Source organism: Haematobacter genomosp. 1 (assembly GCF_002196855.1).
Classification (GTDB): Bacteria; Pseudomonadota; Alphaproteobacteria; order Rhodobacterales; family Rhodobacteraceae; genus Haematobacter.
The window spans coordinates 1-25,878 of sequence record NZ_NIPW01000039.1 but is presented as its reverse complement, the minus strand read 5'-3'; the positions used below and the strand labels follow the sequence as shown (position 1 = coordinate 25,878).

Annotated in this window: 28 protein-coding genes; 7 read left to right on the top strand and 21 right to left on the bottom strand. The window is 66.5% G+C overall.

The window, feature by feature from the left end; all coding sequences use genetic code 11:
* Positions 1–68 precede the first annotated feature (68 nt).
* The 12 genes from recO to folK form a co-directional block, all read right to left on the bottom strand.
* A complete protein-coding gene (gene recO / locus CDV49_RS17060) occupies positions 69–788 on the bottom strand; it encodes a DNA repair protein RecO (protein ID WP_179209249.1) in 720 nt (239 codons plus the stop codon).
* Positions 785–1,438 (bottom strand): AAA family ATPase, encoded by a 654-nt coding sequence (locus tag CDV49_RS17055; protein WP_088216603.1) that lies wholly within the window; start codon positions 1,436–1,438, stop codon positions 785–787. The genes recO and CDV49_RS17055 overlap by 4 nt, the downstream gene beginning before the upstream one ends.
* Before the next feature lie 18 nt (positions 1,439–1,456).
* Positions 1,457–1,792: a DUF1491 family protein gene (locus CDV49_RS17050; RefSeq protein ID WP_088216602.1), complete on the bottom strand. Its 336-nt coding sequence runs from the start codon at positions 1,790–1,792 to the stop codon at positions 1,457–1,459.
* Complete coding sequence (gene era / locus CDV49_RS17045; protein WP_088216601.1) at positions 1,785–2,699, bottom strand: GTPase Era; 915 nt, start codon at positions 2,697–2,699, stop codon at positions 1,785–1,787. Before era ends, CDV49_RS17050 begins: the two co-directional genes overlap by 8 nt.
* Positions 2,700–2,882: 183 nt before the next feature.
* Positions 2,883–3,572 carry a ribonuclease III gene (gene rnc, locus CDV49_RS17040; RefSeq protein WP_088216600.1) on the bottom strand — a complete coding sequence of 230 codons (690 nt, stop codon included), beginning with the start codon at positions 3,570–3,572 and terminating at the stop codon, positions 2,883–2,885.
* Positions 3,569–4,357 carry a signal peptidase I gene (lepB, locus tag CDV49_RS17035; RefSeq protein ID WP_088216599.1) on the bottom strand — a complete coding sequence of 263 codons (789 nt, stop codon included), beginning with the start codon at positions 4,355–4,357 and terminating at the stop codon, positions 3,569–3,571. Before lepB ends, rnc begins: the two co-directional genes overlap by 4 nt.
* 54 nt (positions 4,358–4,411) lie before the next feature.
* Positions 4,412–4,834 (bottom strand): holo-ACP synthase, encoded by a 423-nt coding sequence (acpS, locus tag CDV49_RS17030; RefSeq protein ID WP_035742343.1) that lies wholly within the window; start codon positions 4,832–4,834, stop codon positions 4,412–4,414.
* On the bottom strand, positions 4,831–5,613 hold the full coding sequence (locus CDV49_RS17025; protein ID WP_088216598.1) for a pyridoxine 5'-phosphate synthase: 783 nt from the start codon (positions 5,611–5,613) through the stop codon (positions 4,831–4,833). The genes acpS and CDV49_RS17025 overlap by 4 nt, the downstream gene beginning before the upstream one ends.
* A gap of 64 nt (positions 5,614–5,677) precedes the next feature.
* Complete coding sequence (locus tag CDV49_RS17020) at positions 5,678–6,328, bottom strand: DUF2062 domain-containing protein (RefSeq protein ID WP_088216597.1); 651 nt, start codon at positions 6,326–6,328, stop codon at positions 5,678–5,680.
* A gap of 19 nt (positions 6,329–6,347) precedes the next feature.
* Positions 6,348–8,465, bottom strand: a complete 2,118-nt coding sequence (locus CDV49_RS17015) for a RelA/SpoT family protein (RefSeq protein ID WP_088216596.1) — start codon at positions 8,463–8,465, stop codon at positions 6,348–6,350.
* A gap of 52 nt (positions 8,466–8,517) precedes the next feature.
* Positions 8,518–8,871: a DNA-directed RNA polymerase subunit omega gene (gene rpoZ / locus CDV49_RS17010; protein WP_035707266.1), complete on the bottom strand. Its 354-nt coding sequence runs from the start codon at positions 8,869–8,871 to the stop codon at positions 8,518–8,520.
* A 192-nt stretch (positions 8,872–9,063) separates the two neighbouring features.
* The gene (folK, locus tag CDV49_RS17005) at positions 9,064–9,651 is read right to left on the bottom strand and encodes a 2-amino-4-hydroxy-6-hydroxymethyldihydropteridine diphosphokinase (protein WP_088216595.1); all 588 of its coding nucleotides are present in this window, start codon (positions 9,649–9,651) and stop codon (positions 9,064–9,066) included.
* Positions 9,652–9,806: 155 nt separating this feature from the next.
* Between folK and CDV49_RS17000 the strand changes: the two genes are divergently transcribed.
* The 4 genes from CDV49_RS17000 (at position 9,807) to CDV49_RS16985 (ending at position 12,588) form a co-directional block, all read left to right on the top strand.
* A complete protein-coding gene (locus CDV49_RS17000) occupies positions 9,807–10,382 on the top strand; it encodes a LabA-like NYN domain-containing protein (RefSeq protein WP_035742331.1) in 576 nt (191 codons plus the stop codon).
* Positions 10,383–10,509: 127 nt separating this feature from the next.
* Positions 10,510–11,460 (top strand): 4-hydroxy-3-methylbut-2-enyl diphosphate reductase, encoded by a 951-nt coding sequence (ispH, locus tag CDV49_RS16995; RefSeq protein ID WP_088216641.1) that lies wholly within the window; start codon positions 10,510–10,512, stop codon positions 11,458–11,460.
* 40 nt (positions 11,461–11,500) lie between these two features.
* Positions 11,501–11,962: a ribonuclease HI gene (gene rnhA / locus CDV49_RS16990; protein ID WP_088216594.1), complete on the top strand. Its 462-nt coding sequence runs from the start codon at positions 11,501–11,503 to the stop codon at positions 11,960–11,962.
* A gap of 2 nt (positions 11,963–11,964) precedes the next feature.
* Complete coding sequence (locus CDV49_RS16985; protein ID WP_088216593.1) at positions 11,965–12,588, top strand: trimeric intracellular cation channel family protein; 624 nt, start codon at positions 11,965–11,967, stop codon at positions 12,586–12,588.
* Positions 12,589–12,603: 15 nt separating this feature from the next.
* Here the strand turns inward: CDV49_RS16985 and fmt are convergent, their stop codons facing one another.
* From fmt to clpS, 7 genes are all read right to left on the bottom strand, one after another.
* On the bottom strand, positions 12,604–13,503 hold the full coding sequence (gene fmt, locus CDV49_RS16980; protein WP_088216592.1) for a methionyl-tRNA formyltransferase: 900 nt from the start codon (positions 13,501–13,503) through the stop codon (positions 12,604–12,606).
* 78 nt (positions 13,504–13,581) lie between these two features.
* Complete coding sequence (gene def, locus CDV49_RS16975) at positions 13,582–14,082, bottom strand: peptide deformylase (RefSeq protein ID WP_088216591.1); 501 nt, start codon at positions 14,080–14,082, stop codon at positions 13,582–13,584.
* Positions 14,079–14,588 carry a peptide deformylase gene (gene def, locus CDV49_RS16970; protein WP_088216590.1) on the bottom strand — a complete coding sequence of 170 codons (510 nt, stop codon included), beginning with the start codon at positions 14,586–14,588 and terminating at the stop codon, positions 14,079–14,081. Before def (CDV49_RS16970) ends, def (CDV49_RS16975) begins: the two co-directional genes overlap by 4 nt.
* Positions 14,585–15,106 carry a peptide deformylase gene (gene def, locus CDV49_RS16965; RefSeq protein ID WP_088216589.1) on the bottom strand — a complete coding sequence of 174 codons (522 nt, stop codon included), beginning with the start codon at positions 15,104–15,106 and terminating at the stop codon, positions 14,585–14,587. The genes def (CDV49_RS16970) and def (CDV49_RS16965) overlap by 4 nt, the downstream gene beginning before the upstream one ends.
* Before the next feature lie 51 nt (positions 15,107–15,157).
* The gene (locus CDV49_RS16960) at positions 15,158–15,979 is read right to left on the bottom strand and encodes an SDR family NAD(P)-dependent oxidoreductase (RefSeq protein ID WP_088216588.1); all 822 of its coding nucleotides are present in this window, start codon (positions 15,977–15,979) and stop codon (positions 15,158–15,160) included.
* Entirely contained in the window at positions 15,976–17,025 is a 1,050-nt protein-coding gene (locus CDV49_RS16955; protein ID WP_088216587.1) for a class I SAM-dependent methyltransferase, read from the bottom strand. Before CDV49_RS16955 ends, CDV49_RS16960 begins: the two co-directional genes overlap by 4 nt.
* 31 nt (positions 17,026–17,056) lie before the next feature.
* Entirely contained in the window at positions 17,057–17,377 is a 321-nt protein-coding gene (clpS, locus tag CDV49_RS16950) for an ATP-dependent Clp protease adapter ClpS (RefSeq protein WP_088216640.1), read from the bottom strand.
* A gap of 116 nt (positions 17,378–17,493) precedes the next feature.
* On the opposite strand from clpS, the gene CDV49_RS16945 reads away from it, so the two are divergent.
* Positions 17,494–18,192: an HAD family hydrolase gene (locus tag CDV49_RS16945; protein WP_088216586.1), complete on the top strand. Its 699-nt coding sequence runs from the start codon at positions 17,494–17,496 to the stop codon at positions 18,190–18,192.
* Between the two features lie 242 nt (positions 18,193–18,434).
* On the top strand, positions 18,435–20,027 hold the full coding sequence (locus tag CDV49_RS16940; protein WP_088216639.1) for a D-alanyl-D-alanine carboxypeptidase family protein: 1,593 nt from the start codon (positions 18,435–18,437) through the stop codon (positions 20,025–20,027).
* Positions 20,028–20,284: 257 nt separating this feature from the next.
* On the opposite strand, the gene CDV49_RS16935 is transcribed toward CDV49_RS16940, so the two are convergent.
* Positions 20,285–21,463: an MFS transporter gene (locus tag CDV49_RS16935; RefSeq protein WP_088216585.1), complete on the bottom strand. Its 1,179-nt coding sequence runs from the start codon at positions 21,461–21,463 to the stop codon at positions 20,285–20,287.
* Positions 21,464–21,630: 167 nt separating this feature from the next.
* Here CDV49_RS16935 and metH point away from each other — a divergent pair, with 167 nt between their 5' ends.
* On the top strand, positions 21,631–25,386 hold the full coding sequence (gene metH, locus CDV49_RS16930; protein WP_088216584.1) for a methionine synthase: 3,756 nt from the start codon (positions 21,631–21,633) through the stop codon (positions 25,384–25,386).
* Here the strand turns inward: metH and CDV49_RS16925 are convergent.
* Positions 25,387–25,878: TspO/MBR family protein (locus CDV49_RS16925; RefSeq protein WP_143413193.1), on the bottom strand; the 492-nt coding region annotated here is incomplete at its 5' end. It lies immediately after the preceding gene.

Here is a 25,878-nt window from a genome sequence, read left to right as displayed (position 1 = left end):
CCGCCCTTGCCGGTTAGGCCCGGCGCCGCATTCCGCGGCGCGGTCGTGCAAGGGGGAGCCCCTTCGCGTCAGGGCGCGGACAGAAGCGCCACAAGCCGCCGCCGCGCCTCCGGCAGCGGGCGGCCCACCAGCTCCTCCGCCAGCCAGCGCTCCATGAAATGACCCGTGGTCAGAAGCCCCGCCGCCAGACCGGCGGCATCCGCCGGACCGGCAACCAATGCCTCGGGCCGCGGGAGCAGGCGATCCGCCCATTCCCCCGCTGCCGCGCGTGTCACCGCCCGCCCCGTCCGCGGGCTGACATAGGCAAGCCCCTCCGACTCCCCCGTCACCGCACAGCGCCCCAGATCGAGGCCGAAGCCCATCTCCGCCAGCAGCGTCACCTCCCACCGAAGATAGTCCGCTTCCCAGCCGGTCCCGGAGAGCCGGTCGAACAGCGTCTCCGTCGCGGCATAGAGGGCCGGATGCGGCTCCCGCTCGGGCAGGGCATAGACAAGCAGCGCGGAGACCGAGGCGAGCGCCGCAAGCGCCGCACGGTCCCCGAACAGCGCGCCGGCCCGCTCCCGCAGAGGTTCCACCGCAAAACTGCCAAGATGCTGGTCGAGTCGTGCCCGCCAGTGCAGCACAAGCTGCGCCCCGGGTTGCAGCACCGGCGCCATCCGGCGAGAGCCGCCGCCATGCACGACTCCTGCATGCAGCCCGCGTCCGGCGGTCAGCACCTGAATGATGGCGGCGCTTTCGCCATGGGGGCGAATCGCGAGGAGGATGCCCTCGTCCTGCCAATCCATCACGCCTGCCCCCGGTGCGGCCGGTCCGGGTATTGCTCCTCCGGCTCCGGCTTTCCCCCGTCTGGCTTTCCCCCGTCTGGCTTTCCGGGATCCGGCTTTTCTGGATCCGGCGCGCAAGTCCCGCCCAGCACGCGGTGCACAAAGGCGGCGCGCTCGGCGATGGAGGCGCGGGGAAGCTCGACCAGCCGGTAGCCGGCTTCGGTATAGGTGTGTCTCATGGCCTCGGCAGTCGCGCGGGCCTCGGCGGCGTCCTGCCGCCTTTCGCTGTCGGGGCCGAAGATCTCCGGCCAGTAGGGGGCGAGAAACACCGGATCATCGTAACGGAACCGTTCCATCGCGCGCTGAACATGGGAAGGAACCGGACGGCCGATGGTTCGCAGATAGCCTGCGACATCCGGCACGCCGCGATCGAAGATCACCGGACCGGAAAGGTCGTTCGCTGCCGCATGGGAGCGGATTTCCCACGCCAGCATGGTCTCTGCGAATAGCGCCGGATCGCGCCAGGGAAGGGCCGGTCCGTCGATCGCCTGCCCCGCCCGGATGAGCGCGCGTCCGGCCTCCGGCATGACGGCCAACCCCTCGTCCGCGAGTGCCATGATGAGAGATGTCTTGCCCGATCCCGGACCCCCGGTGATGACAATGCGTCGCGGCATGAGCCCCTCCCTTGCCGATCAGCCCAGCCCCGCTTCGCCCAGCAGCGTCCGGCCCTGACGATCCTCTATCTCGATGACCCAGAGGTCGGGGTCGTAGCGGCGCTGGCGGGCGATGGCGGCATCCACCTCCGGCTCCGGTCCTTCGGCCAGCACCTCCCAGCGGCGTGTGTCCGCCATGGGGTCCCAGATCCGGTGAGCGGCCCGGGCGGTTCCGTCAAGCAACGCCACCTTCACCAGCACGGCACCGGCAGTCGGATCACCCTTCGCCGTCACATAGGCCGGGATGTCGTTCAGCCCCAGCCTGCGCAGATAGGCGGAAACCCAGAAATCGGCGGTAAGCCGCGCTTCAGGCATCGCCGTCGCGGAAGTCGAGACCCATTTCGCTGTAGCGCTCGCGCTCCTCCAACCAGTTCTCGCGCACGCGGACCTGAAGGAAAAGATGCGCCGGACGCCCGAGGAATTCCGTGATATCGACCCGCGCGGCCTGCCCAATGGCCTTCACCGTCTCGCCCTTGTGGCCCAGCACGATGCCCTTGTGACCGTCGCGGGCGACATAGATCACCTGGTCGATACGGACGGAGCCATCCGGCCGCTCCTCCCACTTCTCCGTTTCCACGGTGAGATTGTAGGGAAGTTCCTCATGCAGGCGGAGGGTGAGCTTTTCCCGCGTGATCTCGGCCGCGATCATGCGCATCGGCAGGTCGGCGATCTGGTCCTCCGGGTAGAGCCACGGCCCCTCCGGCACCTCACCCGCCAGCCATTCGCGCAGGTCTTTAACGCCGTAACCCTTCTCGGCGGAAATCATGAAGGTCCGCGCGAACGGATAGGCTTCGTTCATCTGGGCGGACAGCGCGAGCAGCACCTCCGCCTTCACGCGGTCGATCTTGTTGATGGCGAGTGCCACGGGCCGGTTCTGCACCCGCTCCTTCAGCGCGTCGATGATGGCGCGGGTGCCGTCGGTCAGGCCGCGGTGCGCCTCGATCAGCAGGACCACGACATCGGCATCGGCAGCCCCGCCCCAGGCGGCGGCGACCATCGCCCTGTCCAGCCTCCGCCGCGGACGGAACAGCCCCGGCGTATCGACGAAGACGAGTTGCGACTGCCCCTCCATCACGATGCCGCGGATGCGGGCGCGCGTCGTCTGGACCTTGTGGGTGACGATGGAGACCTTGGCCCCCACCATACGGTTCATGAGCGTCGACTTGCCGGCATTCGGCTCGCCGATCAGAGCGACGAAACCAGCGCGGGTCGTCTCGGTCATGCGATTTCTCCTGAAAAGCCCGGAATCGGGCCGGAATGGAAGGGACAGCTCCTATCCCAAGGTCGGCAGCGCGCCCAGATGTTTCAAGCGTGGTGGCGGATTTACCGTGCCGCAAGGGGGGATTTGCCCGATATGCGGTAACTCCCCCGGGGCAGATCAAGCGGGGCGGGTCAACCGGGGCGGTCAGCCCTCGCCAGCTTCCAGCCGGTCGAGAAGCATGCGCGCCGCAGCTTGCTCGGCCTGCCGCTTGGCCCCCGCCTTCGCGGTTTCCGTCTCCCCGTTGTCAAGCTGCACCTCGATGGTGAAGACGGGCGCATGATCGGGGCCGGAGCGGCCCTTCTCCACGTAGCGGGGCGGCGACAGGCCCCGCGCCTGCGCCCATTCCTGAAGCTGGGTCTTGGCATCGCGGGCATCGGCATCGACGCGGTCGATCCGGTCCCCCCAAAGCGAGAGCACGATGGAGCGCGTCGCCTCCAGCCCGGCATCGAGATAGAGCGCGGCGATCACCGCCTCCATCGCATCGCCAAGCAGCGCCTCCTTGCGCCGCCCGCCGGACATCATCTCCGACCGGCCGAGCTTCAGCACGTCGCCCAGCCCGATCTGGCGGGCCACATCGGCGCAGGTCTCCTTGCGGACCAGTGCATTGAAGCGCGGCGCCACCTGCCCCTCGCTCGCCCCCGAATCGGCGGACAGCAACGCATCCGCGATGATGAGGCCCAGCACCCGGTCTCCCAGAAACTCCAACCGCTGGTTGTCGGGCCGCGTGGCCGAACCGATGGAGGCATGGGTCAGCGCGCGCACCAGAAGCGCCGGGTCATCGAAGTCATGCCCCAGCCTGCCGGAGAATGCCTGAAGTTCCTGCGAGACTTTCACTCGATCGCCTTGAAGAACCTGTCGGACCGCCAAGTCCAGAAATACAGCATGGAGCGCCCGGCGGAGGAGAACATCACCCGGTCGGCCCGGCCGATCAGGTTCTCGAAGGGCACCATGCCGACGCCGCCCACCGCCTGCGAGAAGCGGCTGTCCTGGCTGTTGTCACGGTTGTCGCCCATGAAGAAGAAATGCCCCTCCGGCACCGTGAACAGCGGCGTGTTGTCCGCATAGCTCATGTCGATGTCGAGGATGTCATGCGTCCGCCCCTCGGGCAGGGTCTCGGTCAGGCGATGCTTGATGCAGGTGCCGCCCTCGCCCACGGGCGCATTGGCGCAGCGCGGGTAGCTGCCCATCGGGCCCTGCGGCTCGTAGGTTTCGGAGAAATCGCCCGCGGGCACCTGCGGCACTTCCTGACCGTTGATGAACAGAACGCCGTTCCTGACCTGCACGGTGTCGCCGGGCAGCCCGATCAGCCGCTTGATGAAGTCGGACCCATCGACCGGATGGCGGAACACCACCACATCGCCCCGTTCGGGCATGGTGGCGAAAAGCCGGCCCGAGATCGGGCAGAGGCCGAAGGGGCAGGAATACTGGGAATAGCCATAGGCCATCTTGTTCACGAACAGGAAGTCGCCGACCAGCAGCGTATCCTTCATCGATTCGGACGGGATCCAGAAGGGCTGAAAGAACAGCGTGCGGAACACGCCTGCGATCAGCAGCGCCCAGAAGATGGTCTTGATCGTCTCGACGATGCCGCCGCTTTTCGCCGTTGCCTTGCTCGCCATTCTGTCCGTCCTGCCGTTTTCGAGCCCGTTCATGCGGGCGGGGAGTGGGGGAAGTCAAGTTGCCTTGCCGGAGTCGGCGGCAAGCGGCCGGGCCTCGATCACCACGAAGGCCTGAGCCCAGGGATGATCGTCGGTCAGCGTCACATGGATGATAGCCTCATGCCCGGCGGGCGTCATGCGGTTGAGACGCTCCGCCGCCCAACCCGTGAGCCTCATCACCGGCTGTCCGGTTTCCAGATTGGAGACCGACATGTCCTTCCACGCGATGCCCATGCGCAGGCCGGTGCCGAGCGCCTTGGAACAGGCCTCCTTCGCGGCCCAGCGTTTGGCGTAGGTGCCCGCGCTGTCGGCCCGCCGGTCGGCCTTCCGCTGCTCCACCTCGGTAAAGACTCGGTTGCGGAAGCGGTCGCCGAAACGCTCCAGCGTGGCCGCGATCCGCTCGATATTAGCCAGATCCGTGCCGATGCCGAGGATCACATCACCGCTCCGCCGAAGGCCGCGATGCGGGCCGCGTCCATCCGCTGGCGCATCCCCTCGATGGCGGGGCCGAGACCGGTGAAAATCGCCTCTCCAATGAGGAAGTGGCCGATATTCAGCTCCATCACCTCCGGGAAGGCCGCGACCGGCGCCACCGTCTCGAACGAAAGCCCGTGCCCGGCATGGACCTCCAGCCCCAGACCATGCGCCCGCGCGGCCCCTTCGCGGAGCGACGCCAGTTCCGCGTCCCGCTCCGCCAGGCGGCCCTCCGCATGGAAGTCGCAATAGGCCCCGGTGTGCAGCTCCACCACGGCCGCACCCACGGCGGCCGCCGCTTCGATCTGTCGCGCCTCATGGCCGATGAACAGCGACACGCGGATGCCGGCCTCCGCCAGCCCGCCCACGTAATCGGTCAGCCGCGCCGCGTCGCCCGCCACGTCCAGACCGCCCTCCGTCGTCCGCTCCTCCCGCCGCTCGGGCACGAGGCAGCAGGCATGGGGACGAAGGCGGAGCGCGATGGCCCGCATCTCCTCCGTCGCGGCCATTTCAAAGTTCAGCGGCACGCCCAGGTCGCGGGCCAGGCGCTCCATGTCGGCATCGCGGATATGGCGGCGATCCTCGCGCAGATGGGCGGTGATGCCGTCCGCACCCGCCTCCTCCGCCAGCTTCGCCGCGCGGACCGGATCGGGCCAGTCGCCGCCACGCGCGTTCCTGACCGTCGCGACGTGGTCGATATTGACCCCGAGGCGGAGCTTTCCGAGCGGTCTGGTGGCGGGCATTTGGGGCTTCCTTCGTGGGGGCCTACGCGGGGCTTCGTGGCGGAAAGATGATTTGCGGGCGACCCTAGCGGTTTGACGCGTCCTCGTCAGCCGTCTCACTGTATTTTGCCCGCGCCCGCTGCAACCGCTCCTCCATCCTGCGAAGGCGCGCGCGGTGATAGGTCCGCAGCAGCGGCAGCAGAAGCACATAGGCCGCGACCCCAGCGGCTATTCCGGTAAGCATCCCGCCCACCAGATAGGGCAGGAAGATGTCCTGCCAGAACCGCGAGAGAAAGCCCCAGTGCATCTCTCCCTGCCCGAACAGCGCGCGGATGTTGCGCCAAAGCTCACCGGAGGCCTGGGAGAACTCTACGGGAAGCCGGTAGATCGGCACATGCGCGTCATGCGGCGTGAACAGATACCCCACCTCGAGCGAGGCGGTGGCGATCAGCGGGAAGGTCAGCGGATTGCCGAGGAAAGTCGCGATGAGCGCTGCCGGAATATTGCCGCGGATCGCCCAGGCGATCAGGGCCGCGCCAAGGAAATGCAGCCCGAAAAACGGTGTGAAGGAGATGAACACCCCCGCCGCAATTCCCCGCGCCACCCGGCCCGGATCGTCCGGCAGCCGGCGCAGGCGGTGCCAGACATAGCTCGATGCCCTGAGCCAGCCGCCGGAGGGATAGAGGAACTCCCGCACGGAGCGCCAGCGTGACCGGGGAGTGCGGCGCCTGAACACTGGAGCCTCCCGCCGCGCTTCAGGGCTTGCGGTTTGGATCGCGGACCCGGTCGAGCTGGGTCAGCTCACTCTCCGCCTCGAGCGCCGTCATCAGCTTGTGCAGATGCTCGGCATCCCGCAGATCTGCCTCCACCGCGATGGTGTGATAGTCGGGCTTGCGGTCGAGGAAGTGGAGATCGACGATATTCGCCTTCTGCTCGCCAAAGACGGTGCAGATGCGGCCCAGAACGCCCACCCCGTTCAGGATGGTCAGGCGGAAGGAGACGGTGTGGATCGGAGGATGCCGTCCGGGTGTCCAGTGCAGATCGACCCATCGTTCCGGCTGGCTCTCGAACTCCGCCAGCACAGGGCAGTCGATGCCGTGGGCCACGACACCCTTGCCGCGATAGGTGATGCCGACGATCCGCTCCCCCGGCACCGGCTGACAGCACATGGCGCGACGGAAGGGCTGATCGGGCGCCAGGCCCAGCACCGGCCGCTGCACGTCCACCTCGTCCGCCCGCTCCGCGACCAGCTCGGGATAGAGCGTCTCCACCACGTGGCGGGCGGCGATCTCGGCAGAACCCACGCGCGCCAGCAGCTCATCCGCATCCGGCAGGCCGAGCATCCGCGCGACGGTGCGCAGCGCCTTGTCCGTCGGCTTCCGGCCAAGCTGCTCGAAGGCCACGCGGATCAGCTCCTGCCCCAGACGGATGAACCGGCCACGGTCCTCCTCGCGGAGCGAGCGGCGGATCGCGGCCTTGGCGCGGCCGGTCTTGACGATGTCGATCCAGGTGGTCTGCGGGCGCTGACCTTCGGCGGTAATGATCTCCACCGACTGACCGTTCTTCAGCCTTGTCCAGAGCGGCACGCGGATGCCGTCCACCTTGGCCGAAACGGTGGAATTGCCGATCCGCGTGTGGATGGCATAGGCAAAGTCCAGAGGCGTCGCGCCGCGGGGAAGCTGGATGACCTCTCCCTTCGGGGTGAAGCAGAACACCTGATCGGAATACATCTCGAGCTTCACATGCTCGAGGAACTCGTCGTAATCCTCCGAATCGTAGCGTTCGGTGAGGGTGGCGAGCCATTTCGTCGGATCGACGGCGAACGGGTTCTGCGAACGGACCCCGTCGCGATAGGACCAGTGGGCGGCGACCCCGGCCTCCGCCACCTCATGCATCTGGCGGGTGCGGATCTGCACCTCCACACGCTTGCCGTCGCGCGCAGCGACTGTGGTGTGGATGGAGCGGTAGCCGTTCAGTTTCGGCTGGCTGATGTAGTCCTTGAAACGCTCCGGCACCGCGCGCCAGCGGGTATGGATCACGCCGAGGGTGCGGTAGCAGTCCGGCTCCGTCCGCGTAATGATGCGGAAGCCGTAGATATCCGACAGGCGGGAGAAGGAAAGCTGCTTCTCCGTCATCTTGCGCCAGATGGAATAGGGCTTCTTGGCCCGGCCATAGACATCGGCCTCCACTCCCGCCTTCTCCAGCTCGATGCGGATGTCGGCGGTGATGCGATGCACCACATCCCCCGTCTCCCGCTGGAGGGTCAGGAACCGGCGGATGATGGAATTGCGGGCCTCCGGGTTCAGCACGCGGAAGGCCAGATCCTCCAGCTCCTCCCGCATCCACTGCATCCCCATGCGGCCGGCGAGCGGGGCGAAGATGTCCATCGTCTCGCGCGCCTTCTGCACCTGCTTCTCGGGGCGCATGGACTTGATCGTCCGCATGTTGTGGAGGCGGTCGGCCAGCTTGACGAGGATCACGCGCAGATCCTTCGACATGGCCATGAGCAGCTTGCGGAAGTTCTCCGCCTGCTTCGATTCGACGGAGGACAGCTGAAGGTTGGTGAGCTTCGTCACGCCCTCGACCAGCTCGGCGATATCGCGGCCGAAAAGCTGTTCGAGCTCCTCGAAGGTGGCGCGTGTATCCTCCAGCGTGTCGTGGAGCAGCGCGGTCACGATCGTCGCATCATCCAGCCGCTGTTCTGTCAGAATGGCGGCGACGGCGACGGGATGGGTGAAGTATTCCTCGCCCGACTGGCGATACTGGCCCCGATGCATCTCCCGCCCGAAACCGTAGGCGAGCCGGATGAGATCGGCGTTGCACCGGGGATTGTAGTTGCGCACCAGCGCGATGAGGTCTTCGACGTCGATCATCGCCTGGCGCGTCGTTCTTGTATCGGAGAGTGCGTCGTTGAGGGCGACCGTCTCAGTGTTCCCCTTGGGCTTCCATGAGGGCGCGGAGCATCCGCTCCTCGCTCATGTCGTCCTGCGCCGGACGGTCGAGTTCCGCCCCCATGAGGAGCGCCATCTCGTCGTCCTCGGGCTCATCGACCTCGATCTGGGTCTGGTTCGAGGCGATCAGCCGCTCACGCAGATCATCGGCGGACTGGGTTTCCTCCGCCACTTCGCGGAGCGCGACGACGGGGTTCTTGTCGTTGTCCCGATCGACCGTCAGCACGCTGCCCGACGCGATTTCACGCGCCCGGTGCGCCGCGAGCAAAACGAGCTCGAAGCGGTTCGGAACCTTGTCGACGCAATCTTCTACCGTCACGCGGGCCATGGCTGCTCCAATCGGGTAAACCTGTGGAAGCGCCTATCTATGCCCTGCGATCCGGCTTGACAACCCGTGAAACGCACCAACCCGCCGCACGGACCTCTAGGTCTGGCGGGTGGCTGTCGCGGAAACCTTCACGACAGCGCGAGACGCACGCCTTGTTACTCCCCTATGTCCGCCAAGGAAAGAGCAGTCGGATCAAAGCCGCCACTCCTCCGGCGGCGCGGCGAGCGGCACGACCCCCCGCCGTTCGGCTTCGGGCAGGCTTGCCAGCATCTCGGCGACCGAAAGGCCGGTGACGGGATGGCGCCAGTCGCCAGCGACATCGGCCATCGGCACAAGGACGAAGGCTCGATCCTGCAAGCGGGGATGCGGCAGAACAAGGGTGTCCGGCGCCTCCTGCTGCTGGCGCGCCGGGGAAAGCTCTCGCCATCGCCGCCACGTGGCCTCCTCCGGCAATACCGCACCCCCTATCGCCACGAGATCAAGATCGGCCGTCCGCGCGCCCCAGCGGACAGACCGCTCCCGACCGAGCGCGCTCTCCACCATATGAAGTCGGGACAAGACCTCAGCCGGCAACAAATCGCCAACGTCGACAGCGATCACGGCATTGACAAAATCAGGGCCGGAACCCGCCGGAAAGGCAGGCGTTCTGTAAAGGAAGCTGAGAGAGGTCGGAACGACCTCCTTCAGACGCAGAAGTTTCAAGGCAGTCGAAAGTATCATCGCCGGAGCGGTATTCCGCGACGTTAGGTTACTTCCAAGGGCAACAAAGGCTTGGGTCATCGAGCTATCAACTTTTAGGGCGCGCGGACAACTGGGGCTTGCGATTGTGGGACGATTATTCCAGATTCCCATACTTGGCAGGTCGTTCTGTTTTTCTTCCGCCTCACTCCCGGAAAAGTGATTCTCGGCTCGGCCTGCATTCGAAAGGGGATTAAATGTTTTACAAGGACGAAAGGCTGGCGCTCTTTATAGACGGCTCCAACCTTTATGCCGCTGCCAAGGCCTTGGGCTTTGACATCGACTACAAATTGCTGCGGCAGGAATTCATGCGTCGCGGCAAGCTCCTGCGGGCCTTCTATTATACCGCCCTGCTGGAGAATGACGAATACTCGCCTATCCGTCCGCTGGTTGACTGGCTGCACTACAACGGCTTCGCAATGGTGACCAAGCCCGCGAAAGAATACACCGACAGCCAGGGTCGTCGCAAGGTCAAGGGCAACATGGATATCGAACTGACCGTCGATGCCATGGAACTCGCGCCCCGTGTCGATCATATCGTGCTCTTCTCCGGTGACGGTGACTTCAAGCCGCTGGTCGAAAGCCTTCAGCGGCAAGGCGTGCGTGTCTCCGTCGTTTCAACCATCCGGTCGCAGCCACCCATGATCGCCGACGAACTGCGTCGCCAGGCCGACAACTTCATCGAACTGGACGAACTGCGTGACGTGATCGGACGCCCCCCGCGCGAGCCTCGCGACGTGCGGGAAGACAACGAAGCGACAACCCCGGTCTGATATATGTGATCCCCGCTGGCGCATCACGCCGCCTGCGGGGATCTTGCGCGCCCGACTGGATCCCCCGACTGGATCCGGGGCGTCTAACAGGTTAGATATGGCCTTCGCCTTTACAGACGGGCCAGATATGACGCGACCTTCTCTCCACCTCTATCTCGCCGCCCCGCGTGGCTTCTGTGCCGGCGTGGACCGGGCCATCCGCATCGTGGAAATGGCCATCGAGAAATGGGGGGCTCCCGTCTATGTCCGCCATGAGATCGTCCACAACAAATACGTGGTGGACGAACTTCGCGCCAAGGGCGCCGTTTTCGTGGAGGAGCTGGACGACTGTCCCGACGACCGCCCCGTCGTCTTTTCCGCGCATGGGGTGCCGAAGGCCGTCCCTGCGGAAGCCGAGCGGCGTAATCTCATCCATGTCGATGCCACCTGCCCCTTGGTGACGAAGGTCCATAACGAGGCCGCACGCCACAACAGCGTCGGGCGGCAGCTCATCATGGTGGGCCATGCCGGGCACCCGGAGACGCTGGGCACCATGGGCCAGCTCCCCGAAGGCGAGGTCATCCTCGTGGAGACGGAGGCGGATGTGGCGCGGATCGCCGTCCGCGACCCCTCCCAGCTCGCCGTCATCACCCAGACCACGCTCTCCGTCGATGATACCGCGGGCATCGTCGCGGCCCTCCGCCGCCGCTTCCCCGAAATCATGATCCCCGCGCATGAGGACATCTGCTACGCCACCACCAACCGTCAGGCGGCGGTGAAGGCGATTGCGCCGAAGATCGCCGCGCTCTTCGTGCTGGGATCGCCCAATTCGTCGAACTCCCGGCGGCTGGTGGAAGTCGGGCGCGCGGCGGGCTGCGACTATGCCCAGCTTGTGCAGCGGGCCGCCGATATCGACTGGCGGGCGCTCGGAACACCCGCTGCCATCGGCGTGACCGCGGGCGCCTCCGCGCCTGAGGTTCTGGTGGAGGAGGTGCTCGACGCCTTCCGCGCCCGGTTCGACGTGACCGTCGATATCGTGGAGACCGCCGTCGAGGACATCGAGTTCAAGGTGCCCCGCGTGCTCCGCATCCCGGCGTGAGGGGCTTGCGGGCCGCACGTGCTGCCGCTACCTCGTCCCGATGACCGACCTCTTTGCCTATACCGACGGAGCCTGCTCCGGCAATCCCGGCCCGGGTGGCTGGGGCGTCCTGATGATCGCCCGCGACGGAGAGGCCGTGCTGAAGGAACGCACGCTTTCCGGCGGCGAGGCGCTGACCACCAACAACCGCATGGAGCTGATGGCCGCGATCTCCGCGCTTGAGGCCCTCTCCCGCCCGTCCAGCATCACGGTGGTGACCGATTCGGCCTATGTGAAGAACGGCGTGTCCGAATGGATCCACGGCTGGAAACGGAACGGCTGGAAGACCTCCACCAACAAGCCGGTGAAAAACAGCGACCTGTGGCAGCGGCTGGATGCTGCACGCAGCCCGCACAAGGTGACGTGGCAGTGGATCAAGGGCCATGCCGGCCATGCGGAGAACGAGCGCGCCGATGAACTCGCGCGGCATGCCATGGCCCCCTACAAGCCGGGCAAGAGCTGAACATGGGTTCCGGGGCGTGGCTGGACGCGGCTTCGGTGTTCGTCTTCGCGCTCACCGGGGCACTGGCGGCGAGCCGGGCGCAGCTTGACCCGATCGGCTTTCTGTTCCTTGCCTGCCTGACTGCGGTGGGCGGCGGCACGGTGCGGGATGTGCTGCTGCAACGGGATCCGGTGTTCTGGATCGGCCGCCCCGGGATGCTGCTTGTTGCCGCTGTGGCGGCCACTCTGGTGTTCTTCCTGGCGCCCAGGCTGGAAAGCCGTGCCCGCGCGATCCTGTGGTGCGATGCCGTGGCCCTTGCCATCGCCGTGCCCGCGGGCGTGAACATCGCGGCGGGCATGGGCCAGCCCTGGTCCATCTGCATCATCATGGGGGTCATCACCGGCTGTCTTGGCGGGCTGATGCGGGATGTGGTGAGCAATGAAGTGCCGCTGGTTCTCCGGCAGGGGGAACTCTATGTCACCGCGGCGGCGGGAGGGGCGCTCGCCGTCTCCCTCGCCCTGAACCTGTCGGAAAGCGGGCCGACAGCGGCGCTGATCGGCGGGATCGTCACCTTCGGCCTGCGCGCCGGAAGCCTGCTCTTCGGCTGGCGCCTGCCAAGCTACAAGCCGCGCCCGCCCCGTCGGTAGCGCCGCCCGCCGGTTTCAGCCGAGCACGTCGGGCAGACGGAACCCGCGCAGCAGATCCTCCGGCACCATCGGGCGCTTTCCCTCCCGCTGGGCCAGCGTGATTTCCACCGCGCCCGCCCCACATGCCACCGTGAACGTCCCGATGACCTGCCCCGGCGCGCCTGTGCCCGCCACGGGCCGCGAGCGGAGAAGCTTCAGCCGTTCCGTCTCCGCAAGGCACCATGCACCGGGAAAGGGGGAGAGCCCGCGGATCAGCCGGTCGACCTCCTCCGCGGGGCGGGTCCAGTCGATCCGCGCCTCGGCCTTGTCGATCTTCGCGGCATAGGTGACGCCATCCTCCGCCTGCGGGACGGGGCTCAGCGCGTCCAGCCGGTCCAGCGCCTCGACAATGGCCGCTGCCCCGAGGGCAGAGAGCCGGTCGTGCAGCTCCCCCGTCGTCTCTTCCGCCGCGATGGGGGTTGTCCGGCGAAGCAGCACCGGCCCGGTGTCCAGCCCCTCCTCCATCCTCATGATGCAGACCCCCGTTTCCGCATCGCCGGCAAGGATGGCACGGTGGATCGGCGCGGCCCCCCGCCAGCGCGGCAGAAGCGAGGCATGGATATTGAGACACCCCTGCGCCGGCGCATCAAGAACAGGTTTGGGCAGAATGAGGCCATAGGCCACCACCACGGCGATCTCCGCCTGCAACGCCGCGAACTCGGCCTGCGCCTCGGGGGTCCGCAAGCTCCGGGGATGACGCACCGTCAGCCCCAGCGTCTCCGCCCGCGACTGGACGGGGCTTGGCCGTTCACGCTTGCCCCGGCCCGCCGGGCGTGGCGGCTGGCAATAGACGGCCGCGACCTCATGGCCCGCGGCCACGAGCGCATCCAGCACGGGGACGGAGAAATCCGGCGTTCCCATGAAGATCAGTCGCATGTCACGTGTCCTTGTTCCAATGCCAGGCCGCTTCGCCCTGCCGCGGCGGCGGCCACCGACGGCAGGTGCCTCGCCCTCTCAGGCGCGCCGGGTGAGTTTTTCCGCCTTCGCCAGCAGCATCCGCCGCTTCAGGGGAGACAGCCGGTCGAAATACATGCGCCCGTCGAGATGGTCGATCTGATGCTGCACGGAGGTGGCCCACAGACCGACGAAATCCCTCTGCTCAAGCTCCCCCTGCTCGTTCAGGAACCGGACGGTCACGGCACGGGGCCGCTCGATAGGGGCAAAGACACCGGGCAGGTTGGGGCTGGCTTCCTCATGCATCCGCAACTGCCCCGAGGCATGCAGTATCTCCGGGTTCGCCAGGCGCACGGCCTGCCCCCGCGCCTCCGAGCAATCCACCACCGCCAGCCGCTGCATCACGCCGACCTGCGGCCCCGCCAGCCCGTAACCCGGCATGGCGTCCATGGTTTCGATCATGTCGTTCCAGATGGTCCGCGTCTCCTCCGTCACTTCCGTGACGGGTGCTGCCGGGGTGCGGAGCCTGCGGTCAGGCCAGGGCAGAAAGGGGCGGATCATGCGGAAGTCTCCAGCAGGCGGAGCGCCGGGGCGATCATCGCCCGTGCCTCCTCACCGATAAGGTCGATGCAGAGCTGCCCATCGAGATGATCCTGCTCATGCTGCACGCAGGCGGCGGCAAAGCCCCGGTAGCTTTCCTCCCGCATTCCGCCGCACAATGTCTGCCAGCGCAGCCTGACCTCTGCCGGACGCGCGACCGCCACCACGATACCGGGAAGCGACAGGCAGCCCTCGTCGCAGAGCGCGGTCTCCGGCGCAGACCAGACGATCTCCGGGTTCAGCATGATGACGGGATTGGCAGGGCCGGTCTTCCATTCCGCATCCATCACGAAAACGCGGTGCATCGCGCCGATCTGGGTCGCGGCGAGACCGCGGCCGGGGGCGGCGTACATCGTGTCGAGCAGATCGGCGGCCAGATCGCGGATTTCCGCGGTGATCTCCTCCACCGGCGCGGCGACGCGGCGGAGCGCCGGGTCCGGCCAGCAAAGGATGCGGCGGCGGCTCATGCCCGCGCCCGCTCCCGCTTCAGCTTTTCCATTTTCCGGGTGATCATCTGCCGGCGCAGCGGTTTGAGATAGTCGATGAACAGCCTGCCATCGAGATGGTCGATCTCGTGCTGGACGCAGGTGGCCCAAAGCCCCGCGAAACGCTCCTGCTGAACCAGCCCCTCCCGGTCGAGCCAGCGCACCTCCACCTCGGCGGGGCGCTCCACTTCGGCATACTGGTCGGGAATGGAGAGGCAGCCTTCCTCATAGACGCTGCGATCCTCTGAACTCCAGAGGATTTCGGGGTTGAACATGGCGATGGGGCGCGGCTCGCTCTCCGCCTCCTTCACGCAGTCCAGCACGATCAGCCGCTTCGATATGCCGATCTGCGGCGCGGCGAGACCGATGCCCGGCGCGTCATACATCGTGGCGAGCATGTCATCCGCAAGCTCTGCCAGTTCGGGCGTGATGTCCGTCACCGGTTCCGCAACCTTGCGGAGCCTCGGATCGGGGTGAATGAGGATCAGTCTGCGTGCCATGATCGGGATTTAGGCGATGACCGCCCGCTGTGCAACGGGATTGCCGCGCCGTCAGGCCCGCCCGGTGACGAAAGGCACGGCATCGAGAAGCGACCGCCCGCCGTCAAGGGTCAGCACCTCCCCCGTCATGAAGGACGCCGCTTCGGAGGCCAGGAACTGCACGGCCTCCACGACCTCGCGCGCGCCGGCGATCCGGCCCGCCGGTGTACGGGAGATGACCTCGTCACGGTAGGCCGGCGTCTCGCGGATGGCGCTTTGCAGGGTTTCCGTCATCACGCTGCCAAGGGCGAGCGCATTGACCCTGATCCGTTTCGGCGCGAGCGCCAGCGCCAGAGAGCGCGTCACCTGCTCCACGCCGGAGGCGGCGATGGAGGCCGCCAGCATTTCCGGCCGCGTGCGGCGGGCGGCGATAGAGGAGAGGGTGATGATCGACCCCGCCTCCCCCTCGGCCAGCGCATCTGCCTCCGCCTGCGCGATCATGCGGCGGGCGACCTGCTGGGAAAGCCGGAGCGCCGGAAGCACGTTCGTCTGCCACAGTTCCTCAACCCCGTCGCAGTCCGGGTCCAGCACGTCTTCCGATGGCTGCATGAAGAACCCGGCGTTCACCAGGATGTCCACCCGCTCGAACGCGTCATAGGTTGCGGAAATGAGGTTGGTCACCGCCAGCTTGCGCCGCGTATCCGCCACGAAGAAACGCAGCGGGCCGCTGTCGGCATCGACCTCGTTGCCCACGCGCGACAGAAGCCGCTGCTCATCGGCCTCTGCGAACATGACATTCGCGCCGCGTTCCACGAAGTGACGGGCGATGGCGAGGCCCAGCCCCGTGGCGGTTCCGGTGACGATGGCCGTCTTTCCCGCGATGGAAAAGCTCATCTCGCGGGCCGTCGGCGCTGGACGGCCGCGCCTGACCGACCGGGAGCGGGGCGTGTGGCGACTGCCGCGCGGCTCGCACGGAAAATCTTGAAGGCTCCGGTGCCGGCAACCTCCTCCACCTCGCGAAAGGCGTCGCGAAGGGTCGCCTCATAGGGGAGGTGCCGGTTCGCCACCATCCAGAACGCTCCCGACGGGGTCAGCATCCGCGCGGCCGCCCGGATGAACGCGGCGCCAAGCGCCGGATCGGCGGCCCGGCCGGTGTGGAACGGCGGGTTGGACAGGATGAAGTCATAGCGGTGCGCCGGTTGATAGCGTGTCGCGTCGGCCCAGACGAAGGCGGCGCGGGGATCGCTCACGTTCCGGCGCGCACAGTCCAGCGCCGCATGCTCCGCTTCGATCAGATCGAGCTGACTGACGCCGGGCCGCGTCAGAACCGCCTTTGCCAGATAGCCCCAGCCTGCCCCCAGATCGGCGCCCACCCCGACAAGCTTCTCCGGCAGGCTCGCCGCCAGCAGCGCCGACCCCGGATCCGGCCCATCGGCAGAGAACATCCCCGGCAGCGTCACCGATCCGTCTGCAAGCACGGTAGGCCGCGCCTGCCAGTCGGCAAAGACGGAAACCTCCGGCGCGGCAAAGGCGAAGATCTTGCCATGCGCCTTGGAAATCACTTCTCCCACCGCCACGCGCGCACGGAGTTCGCGGAGAATGCCTTCCACACCGTCGGTCCGCGCCCCGTCGATGGCGACAGGCGCGCCCGCGGGCAGGCTGGCCACGGCGGCGGCGATGAGGGCGCGGCCCTCAACCCGGGACCGGGGCAGAACGACGACCGCCGCGCCATGCTGTCCCTCCGGTTCCGGGGTGACGGCATAACCGGCAGCGGCGAAGGCATCGTAATCGGGACGGAAGCCCTGCACGATCCGTACCCGCTCCTTCGGCAGCGCCGAAAGATCCGCGCCGGCGTGGGGCCGCAGCATGAGGATGGTGCCCGTTTCGGGCACGGCAAAGACGCCTGCCTCGATGGCGAGCGAAAGTCTGATGTCTGTCATTCTTCGGTGGAATGACGGAAGTTGCCCCGCGTCATTCCTTCTCCATGGTGCATTGCAGGGGGTGCTGGTGACGGCGGGCGAAATCCATCACCTGCGCGACCTTCGTCTCCGCGACCTCATGGCTGAACACGCCCACGACGGCGAGGCCTTTCTTGTGCACTGTCAGCATGATCTCGAAAGCCTGCGAATGGGACAGGCCGAAGAACCGCTCCAGCACATGCACGACGAATTCCATCGGCGTATAATCGTCGTTCAGCAGCATCACCTTGTAAAGCGGTGGCCGCTGCGTCTTGGGCTTGGTCTTGGTGATGACCGAGGCATCACTGTCAGGACTGTCCTTGCGCGAGGACATCGTGAAGGGAGCACGGATCATGGGCAGGCTCAACGGACTGTCTCCGAAGCGGAGGGAAGGATGAAGGGTGTCGGCAAAGATATAGCGCGAAAGGCCGCGGGAAAAAAGGGCACGCCATGTTGCAGGTGATCGGCTTCGACGCAGATGACACGCTCTGGCAGAACGAGACCTTCTTCCGGCTGACGCAGGATCGCTTCGCGGCGTTGCTTGCGGACTACGTGGCGCAGGAGGAACTGCATCGGCGCCTGATCGCGGCGGAGCGGCGCAACCTCGGCTCCTATGGCTTTGGCATCAAGGGTTTCGTGCTGTCGATGATCGAAACGGCCATCGAGGTGACGGAGGAGCGCGTCCCCGCCCGTGTGATCCGCGAGCTGATCGAAGCCGGTCAGGACATGCTCCGCCATCCCATCGACCTGCTGCCCCATGCGGAGGAGGTGGTGACGCAGCTCGCCGGGCGCTATCGGCTCGTGCTCATCACCAAGGGCGACCTGCTGGATCAGGAGCGAAAGCTCGCCCAGTCGGGGCTGGGGCCGCATTTCGACGCGGTCGAGATCGTCTCCGACAAGACGGCGGATATCTACCGCGCGCTCTTTGCCCGGCATGGCGCGCGGGAGGGCGAAGCGATGATGATCGGCAATTCGCTCCGCTCCGACGTGATTCCCGCGCTTGCTGCGGGGGGATGGGGCGTGCATGTGCCCCACGATCTGACGTGGGAGCTGGAACATAATGATGCGCCGGAGCAACAGTCGCGCTTCCGTGTGATTCCCCATCTCGGCGTATTGGAGGGCCTGATCGCCGAAATCACAGAGGCGTGACGGCAGGAAACCGCCTTCGGTGGGGGCGTATCGGCGGAACCGCCACGAAATATGGGGGGCGGTTAAGGAATTGGCGACAACTCACCGATAAACATAGGGTTTCCCAAAGGAGGAAGCCCATGTTACCGTCCCTCCATATCAACGAGACCTCGCGACGAACGACGGGGTCCGCGGCAGAACGAGGACGAGCAGTGATCCGTAAGCTGGGGCTTTCGGCCCGTCATGGGCTGTTCCTGGCGGGCATGGCCTGCCTAATGACGCTTCTCCCACTCATGGGACGCGCCGCGCCTTTCGCGGCCTATGTCATCGACGCCCGTTCGGGTGAGGTGCTTTACGAGCAGAACGCCACGACCCGGCTCCACCCGGCGTCGCTGACGAAGATGATGACACTCTACATCACCTTCCAGGCGATCGAACGGGGAGAGATATCGCTCGACACCCGCGCGACGGTCACCCGCAACGCGGCGGCGGAGCCGCCTTCGCGACTCGGCCTGAAACCCGGCCAGAAGATCGCGGTGCGCTATCTGATCCGCGCGGCGGCGCTGCGGTCCGCAAACGATGCGGCAACGACACTGGGCGAACTGATCGGCGGGAGCGAGACCGCCTTTGCCGAGCGGATGAACCGAACTGCCAAGCAGATCGGCATGACCAATACCACGTTCCAGAATGCCAACGGTCTGACCACGGCGGGACACATGTCCACCGCGCGTGACATGACCATTCTGGGGCGGCGGCTGTTCTACGATTTTCCGCAATATTACAATATCTTCTCTCGCCGTGCATCCGATGCCGGCATCGCGCAGGTGGCCAATACCAACCGCCGCTTCCTTGACGCCTACAAGGGCGCGGACGGAATCAAGACCGGCTTCACGAACGCCGCAGGCTTCAACCTGACCGCCTCGGCGGAGCGGGGAGGCAAGCGGATCATCGCCACGGTCTTTGGCGCGGCGTCTACGCCTGCGCGGAATGCCAAGATGGCGGAATTGCTGGACATCGGCTTCAAGAAGGCACCAACGCGTGCCCCGGTGAGCGAGGCGCTGATCGCACAGGCGGACCCGGAACCCGTTCCGGCACCCCTCTCCCGTGCCTCTGCCATGCCGAACATAGATGCCTCGCGCGCGATTCAGGTGGCCCTCGCGGCGCCGCAAGTCAGCGCAATGGCCCCCCCCTCCAGCACCCGCCCCGCCAAACGGCCCGAGCGTGCGCCCGATCCGGCGCTTATTGCCGCAATCCGGGAAAATATCTCGAGCGTGGTAGCAGAGGTTCACGATGCGCCGGAGCGGCGGGCCTCCGCTTCGCTTGTCATGGCATCGGTGGCGCCCGACGCCCGACCCGCCCTGCCCTTTGCCAGCGAGGGCGAGGATGAGGCTGCCATCGAGGAGGAGGGCGATTCCTCCATCGATACGGTTGCCGCCCCCGCCCCTGCAACTCCTGCGCGCGAGATGGTCCTGGCAGCGGCCATTCCCGCACCGCCCTCACGGCCCGTCCTCGCGGCGGCTGCGGTCCACAAGCAGCCGACGGCCAAGCCGCAAGCCGCGGCGCTGGCCCCTGCCCCTCCCGAAGGACCGGAAGTCGTCACGCGGCTTTCTACGTCCGGCGGTCGGTTCTGGGGTGTGAATCTCGGGCGCTTCAACTCCCGCTACGAGGCGGAGAAGGTTCTGCTGCGCACCGCGCTGAGCGAAATGGGGACGTTGAGCGATGGGCTGCGCAAGGTCGTTCAACGCCCGACCGGCTTTGACGCGACCTTCATGGGGCTGACCCAGGACACTGCCGATCTGGCGTGCCGCAGGCTGCAGGCACGCAATATCCAGTGCTTCACCGTCGGTCCTTCCTGACGGCCGCGCAAACTGGCCGCGACGTTCCTCCGTCTGCCAAAACGCCGCCCGTCTGACCGGGCGGCGTTTTGCGTCGGAACCCTATCCTCAAGGATTTAAACGCTGGAGCCACAAGTCGTGGAATGGCGCGGACAGCCCTCCATCGGAAGCTTCCCTTGAAGCGTCGGTGCAAAGGCGCAACCGCTTCACCCCAAGGTTTGCGCTGCATCCCATGCCGCGGGCAGGACGGCTCCCGGCGCGATTCGCTGGGGATGGGATCAGTCCGTCCGGTCGGGCGCGAAGGCATAGATCGCGCATCCCGCCACGATGCTGAGAGCCAGAAAGCTGAAGATGGCAGAATAGGCCGCCGCTTCGCCTGCCGGCCGGACAGCGGCGAAGATACGGCCCGAAAGCATCTGGAAAAGCCCCACCGCGCCCACGGAAAACAGGTTCAGCACGGCCACGCCCCGCCCCGTCAGATGCGGCGGAAAGAAGGCCCGGCCATGTGCCATCTGCAACCCGTAGCTCATGCCCAATAGCCCGGCGAGCAGCAGCAGGATCACGTCGCGGATCAGATGGGGACTGCTTTCCATGGCGAGCAGCGCGAAACAGGCCGCCGTGCCGAGCGCCCCGCCCAGCACCACCCATTTGCGCGTGCCGAGAATGCGGTCGAGCGGCCCGTAGGCAAACGTCCCCGCCGCCATCGCCATGGCCATTCCGCTGGTCACAAGCCCGATCCCGGCGGAGTCGAGATGATGGATCGCCTCCAGATAGGGACCGACCCAGAGCCCCCGTACCGCGGCGACCGGCGCATATCCCACGACCAGTATCGCCATCACCAGCCAGAGCGGACCGGGCCGCAGCACCCGGAGAAGCCCCTGTGAATCACCGGTCGCGGGCGCCAGTCGCGCGGGATCGCGCACGAAGATCAGCACCGCGACGGCGACCGCGACAGTGAGGACAGCCACCCCGGCCATCGTCGCCCGCCAGCCGAAGGCCGCCGTGGACCAGGCAAGCGGCAACGAGGCGCCGAGATCGCCCATCATGCCCAGACCGACCATGGCGCTGGCCATTGTCGCGAACAGGCGCGGCGGAAACTCTCGTGCGATGATGTAGTAGCCTGCCACCAGAATCGGCGCGCATCCCACCCCGATCAGCGCCATTCCGAGATCGAGTTCCCCGCTTCCCCGCGCATTCGCCACGATCAGCGCCCCGCCGCCGCCGCAGAGCCCGAGCAGAATGCCGGAGGTCAGCCGCGGCCCGACCCTGTCCAGCGCCCAGCCGATGGGAAGTTGGCAGGCGGCGAAGGCAAGGAACCAGAAGCCGGAGGCCCGCGCCAGCACCTCCGGCGTAGCCCCGATATCCTGTGCGAGCACGGGCGCCAGCACGGCCAGAAACGAGCGGTAGAACTGGCTGAGCAGATAGCCCGCCACGAGGCAGATCAGTCCCGGATGCATTGGTCCCTCCCGGCGCCTCTCCCCAGCGCCGCGCGCAACCGTGCCGCGCAGCCCCGAAAAGAGCAAGCCGCAGGCAAAGACGCGGTTCGCATGTGGTTGCGGGGTGACTATGTTAGGGCGTAACAGGAACGATCCGCCCCTTGCCCCAGATTTTACGGGAGGTCGCCATGACCCGTGCCGCAAAACCGCTCCGCTCCCCCGTCTTCGACGCGCTCACCGCCGCCGCACGGGAGCGTATCCTGATCCTCGACGGGGCGATGGGCACGCAAATTCAGGGGCTGGGCCTGTCGGAGGAGGATTTTCACGGCCACGGCGCCGGTTGCGGATGCGGCTGCCACAGCGTGAACGGCGAGAAGCCGCAGAAGGGCAACAACGACCTGCTGATCCTGACCCAGCCCAAGGCGATCGAGGAAATCCACTACCGCTACGCCAAGGCGGGCGCGGATATCGTGGAGACGAACACCTTCTCCTCCACCACAATCGCACAGGCCGATTACGGCATGGAGCATCTCGTCCGCGATCTGAACCGGGAGGGCGCGCGCATCGCCCGCCGCGCGATGGACCGGGCGACGGCGGAGGACGGGCGGCCTCGCTGGGTCGCGGGCGCGGTGGGGCCGACGAACCGCACCGCCTCCATCAGCCCGGATGTGAACGATCCGGGCTTCCGCGCCGTGACATTCGATGATCTGCGCATCGCCTATGGCGAGCAGATCCGGGGATTGGCGGAAGGCGGGGCCGACCTGATCCTGATCGAGACGATCTTTGACACGCTGAACGCCAAGGCGGCGATCTTTGCCTGCGAGGAGGTCTTTGCGGAAACCGGCCTCCGCCTGCCGGTGATGATCTCGGGCACGATCACCGACCTGTCCGGGCGCACGCTCTCCGGCCAGACGCCGACCGCGTTCTGGAACTCCGTCCGTCATGCGCGGCCCTTCACGGTGGGGCTGAACTGCGCGCTTGGCGCCCGCGCCATGCGGCCGCACCTGGCGGAACTGTCGGGCGTGGCCGAGACGTTCATCTGCGCCTATCCGAACGCGGGCCTGCCGAACGAGATGGGCGCCTATGACGAAACGCCCGACCAGATGGCCGCCCAGATCGCCGATTTCGCGCGCGACGGGCTCATCAACGTGGTGGGGGGCTGCTGCGGCTCGACGCCCGAGCATATCGCCGCCATCGCGGAGACAGTGGCGGCGGAGGCGCCCCGTGCCCTGCCGAATGTGCCGGTCAGGATGCGGCTTTCGGGGCTGGAGCCCTTCGTCCTGACCCCTGACATTCCCTTCGTGAACGTGGGGGAGCGGACGAATGTCACCGGGTCCGCGCGCTTCCGCAAGCTCATCACCAACGGCGATTACGCCGCCGCGCTGGACGTGGCCCGCGATCAGGTGGAGAACGGCGCCCAGATCATCGACATCAACATGGACGAGGGGCTCATCGACTCGCAGAAGGCGATGACCACCTACCTCAATCTCATCGCGGCGGAGCCGGACATCGCCCGCGTGCCGGTGATGATCGACAGCTCCAAATGGGAGGTGATCGAGGCCGGGCTGAAGTGCGTGCAGGGCAAGCCGGTGGTGAACTCCATCTCGCTGAAGGAAGGCGAGGAGGCTTTCCTGCACCACGCGCGTCTTTGCCGGGCCTATGGCGCGGCGGTGGTCGTGATGGCCTTCGACGAGACGGGGCAGGCGGATACCGAAACGCGGAAGGTAGAGATCTGCACCCGCGCCTACCGGATCCTCACCGAGGAAGTCGATTTCCCGCCGGAGGACATCATCTTCGACCCGAACATCTTCGCGGTGGCGACCGGCATCGAGGAGCATGACAACTACGGCGTCGATTTCATCGAGGCCACGCGCAAGATCCGGGCAACGCTGCCCCATGCCCATATCTCCGGGGGCGTGTCCAACCTCTCCTTCTCCTTCCGCGGCAACGAGCCGGTGCGGGAAGCGATGCATGCCGTGTTCCTCTACCACGCCATTCAGGCGGGGATGGACATGGGCATCGTCAATGCGGGCCAGCTCGCCGTCTATGACCAGATCGACCCGGACCTGCGCGAAGCCTGCGAGGACGTGGTGCTGAACCGTGTGCCGAAAGCCGGCGGCACGGCGACGGAGCGGATGCTGGAGATCGCCGAGCGCTTCCGCGGCACCGGCGCGAAGGAAGCGAAGGAGCGCGACCTCGGCTGGCGCGAATGGCCGGTGGAGAAGCGGCTGGAGCATGCGCTGGTCAACGGCATCACAGAATTCATCGACGCGGATACGGAGGAGGCGCGGCTGGCGGCCGACCGGCCGCTCCATGTCATCGAAGGGCCGCTGATGGCCGGGATGAACGTGGTGGGTGACCTGTTCGGCGCGGGCAAGATGTTCCTGCCGCAGGTGGTGAAATCCGCCCGCGTCATGAAACAGGCGGTGGCGGTCCTGTTGCCCTACATGGAGGCAGAGAAGGGCGAGGGGCGGCAAACCGCGGGCAAGGTTCTGATGGCCACGGTGAAGGGTGATGTCCACGACATCGGCAAGAACATCGTCGGTGTCGTGCTGGCCTGCAACAATTACGAGATCATCGACCTCGGCGTCATGGTTCCGGCGGAGAAGATCCTCGCGACCGCAAGGGAGAAGGGCGTGGATGTGATCGGTCTCTCCGGCCTCATCACACCGTCGCTGGACGAGATGGCGCATGTCGCCGCCGAGATGGAGCGGGACGGCTTCGACATCCCGCTGCTGATCGGGGGGGCCACCACGTCGCGCGTGCACACGGCGGTGAAAATCCACCCGAACTATACCGCTGGTCAGGCCGTCTATGTGACGGATGCCAGCCGCGCCGTTGGCGTAGTCTCCGGCCTGCTGTCCGACAACCGGGACGCCTATGTGGAAACGGTGCGTGCCGAATACCGCAATGTGGCCGAGGCCCATGCCCGGTCGGAGCGCGAGAAACAGCGCCTGCCGCTGGCCAAGGCGCGCGAGAATGCATTCCGCGCGGACTGGTCCGCCTACCAGCCGCCGAAGCCCAGCTTCCTTGGCACGCGGGTCTATGACCACTGGAGCCTTGAGGAACTGGCGCGCTACATCGACTGGACGCCCTTCTTCCAGACATGGGAGATGAAGGGCCGATTCCCCGCCATTCTGGAGGATGAGAAACAGGGCGTCGCCGCCCGCGCGCTCTGGGATGATGCACAGGCGATGCTGGCACGGATCATCGCAGTGAAATGGTTCTCCCCCAAGGCAGTGGTCGGCTTCTGGCCCGCGCAGGCCGTGGGTGACGACATCCGGCTGTTCACGGATGACGGGCGGAGCGCGGATCTGGCGACGTTCTTCACCCTTCGCCAGCAGACATGGAAGCGGGAGGGGCGGCCCAACACCGCGCTGGCCGATTTCGTTTCCCCCTCCACGCCCGACTATGTCGGCGGCTTCGTCGTCACCGCCGGGGTGGAGGAGCAGGAGATTGCCCATCGCTTCGAGCGGGCGAACGACGACTACTCCGCCATTCTCGTCAAGGCGCTGGCCGACCGCTTCGCCGAAGCCTTTGCCGAACGGATGCACGAACATGTCCGCAAGGAGTTGTGGGGTTATGCGCCCGATGAGACCTATGCGCCGACAGATCTGATCGGAGAGCCGTATCGCGGCATCCGCCCCGCCCCCGGCTATCCCGCCCAGCCCGATCATACGGAAAAGCTCACGCTGTTCCGCCTGCTGGATGCGGAGGCCCGGATTGGCGTCCGGCTGACGGAAAGCTACGCCATGTGGCCCGGCTCCTCCGTCTCCGGGCTTTATCTCGCCCATCCCGACGCGCACTATTTCGGCGTGGCGCGGGTGGAGGCGGATCAGGTGGCCGACTACGCCAGCCGGAAGGGAATTGATCTGGCGGAAGCGGAACGCTGGCTGGCCCCGATCCTCAACTACACGCCCGCGCGCCGCGCGGCTGCGGAATGATCAGTTGAGCCAGACGATGCCCAGGTTCAGCGCCGTCGCGTAGCTAAGCCAGAGCAGATAGATCACCATCATCCAGGCCGTTGGCGGGTCCGCCTGCCAGCGGTCGCGGATGAACACGGCGACGGCAAGCCACAGGGCCACCACCACCACTGCCGCAAGCACCGTCATTTGCGCCCCGAAGAAAATGGGCGTCCAGATGAAGGTCAGCGCGGGAATGATGATCCAGAGCCAGAAGGGCCGCTCTGTCCGCTCCCGAAGCCAGGTGCGAGCTCCCGCAACCGCGATCAGCAGATACATCACCCCCCAGACCGGGCCGAAGACGCTGTTCGGCGGCGTGAAGGAGGGTTTGACCAGCGACTCATACCAACCGCCCGGCTCCACCGTCATGCCCGTGCCGAAGCCGATGACCAGGACCACGATGATGAACATCGCATAGACTGCAATCCGGCCCATCCCGTCCTCACCGCATTCAACCCACATTTCCCAAGTAAG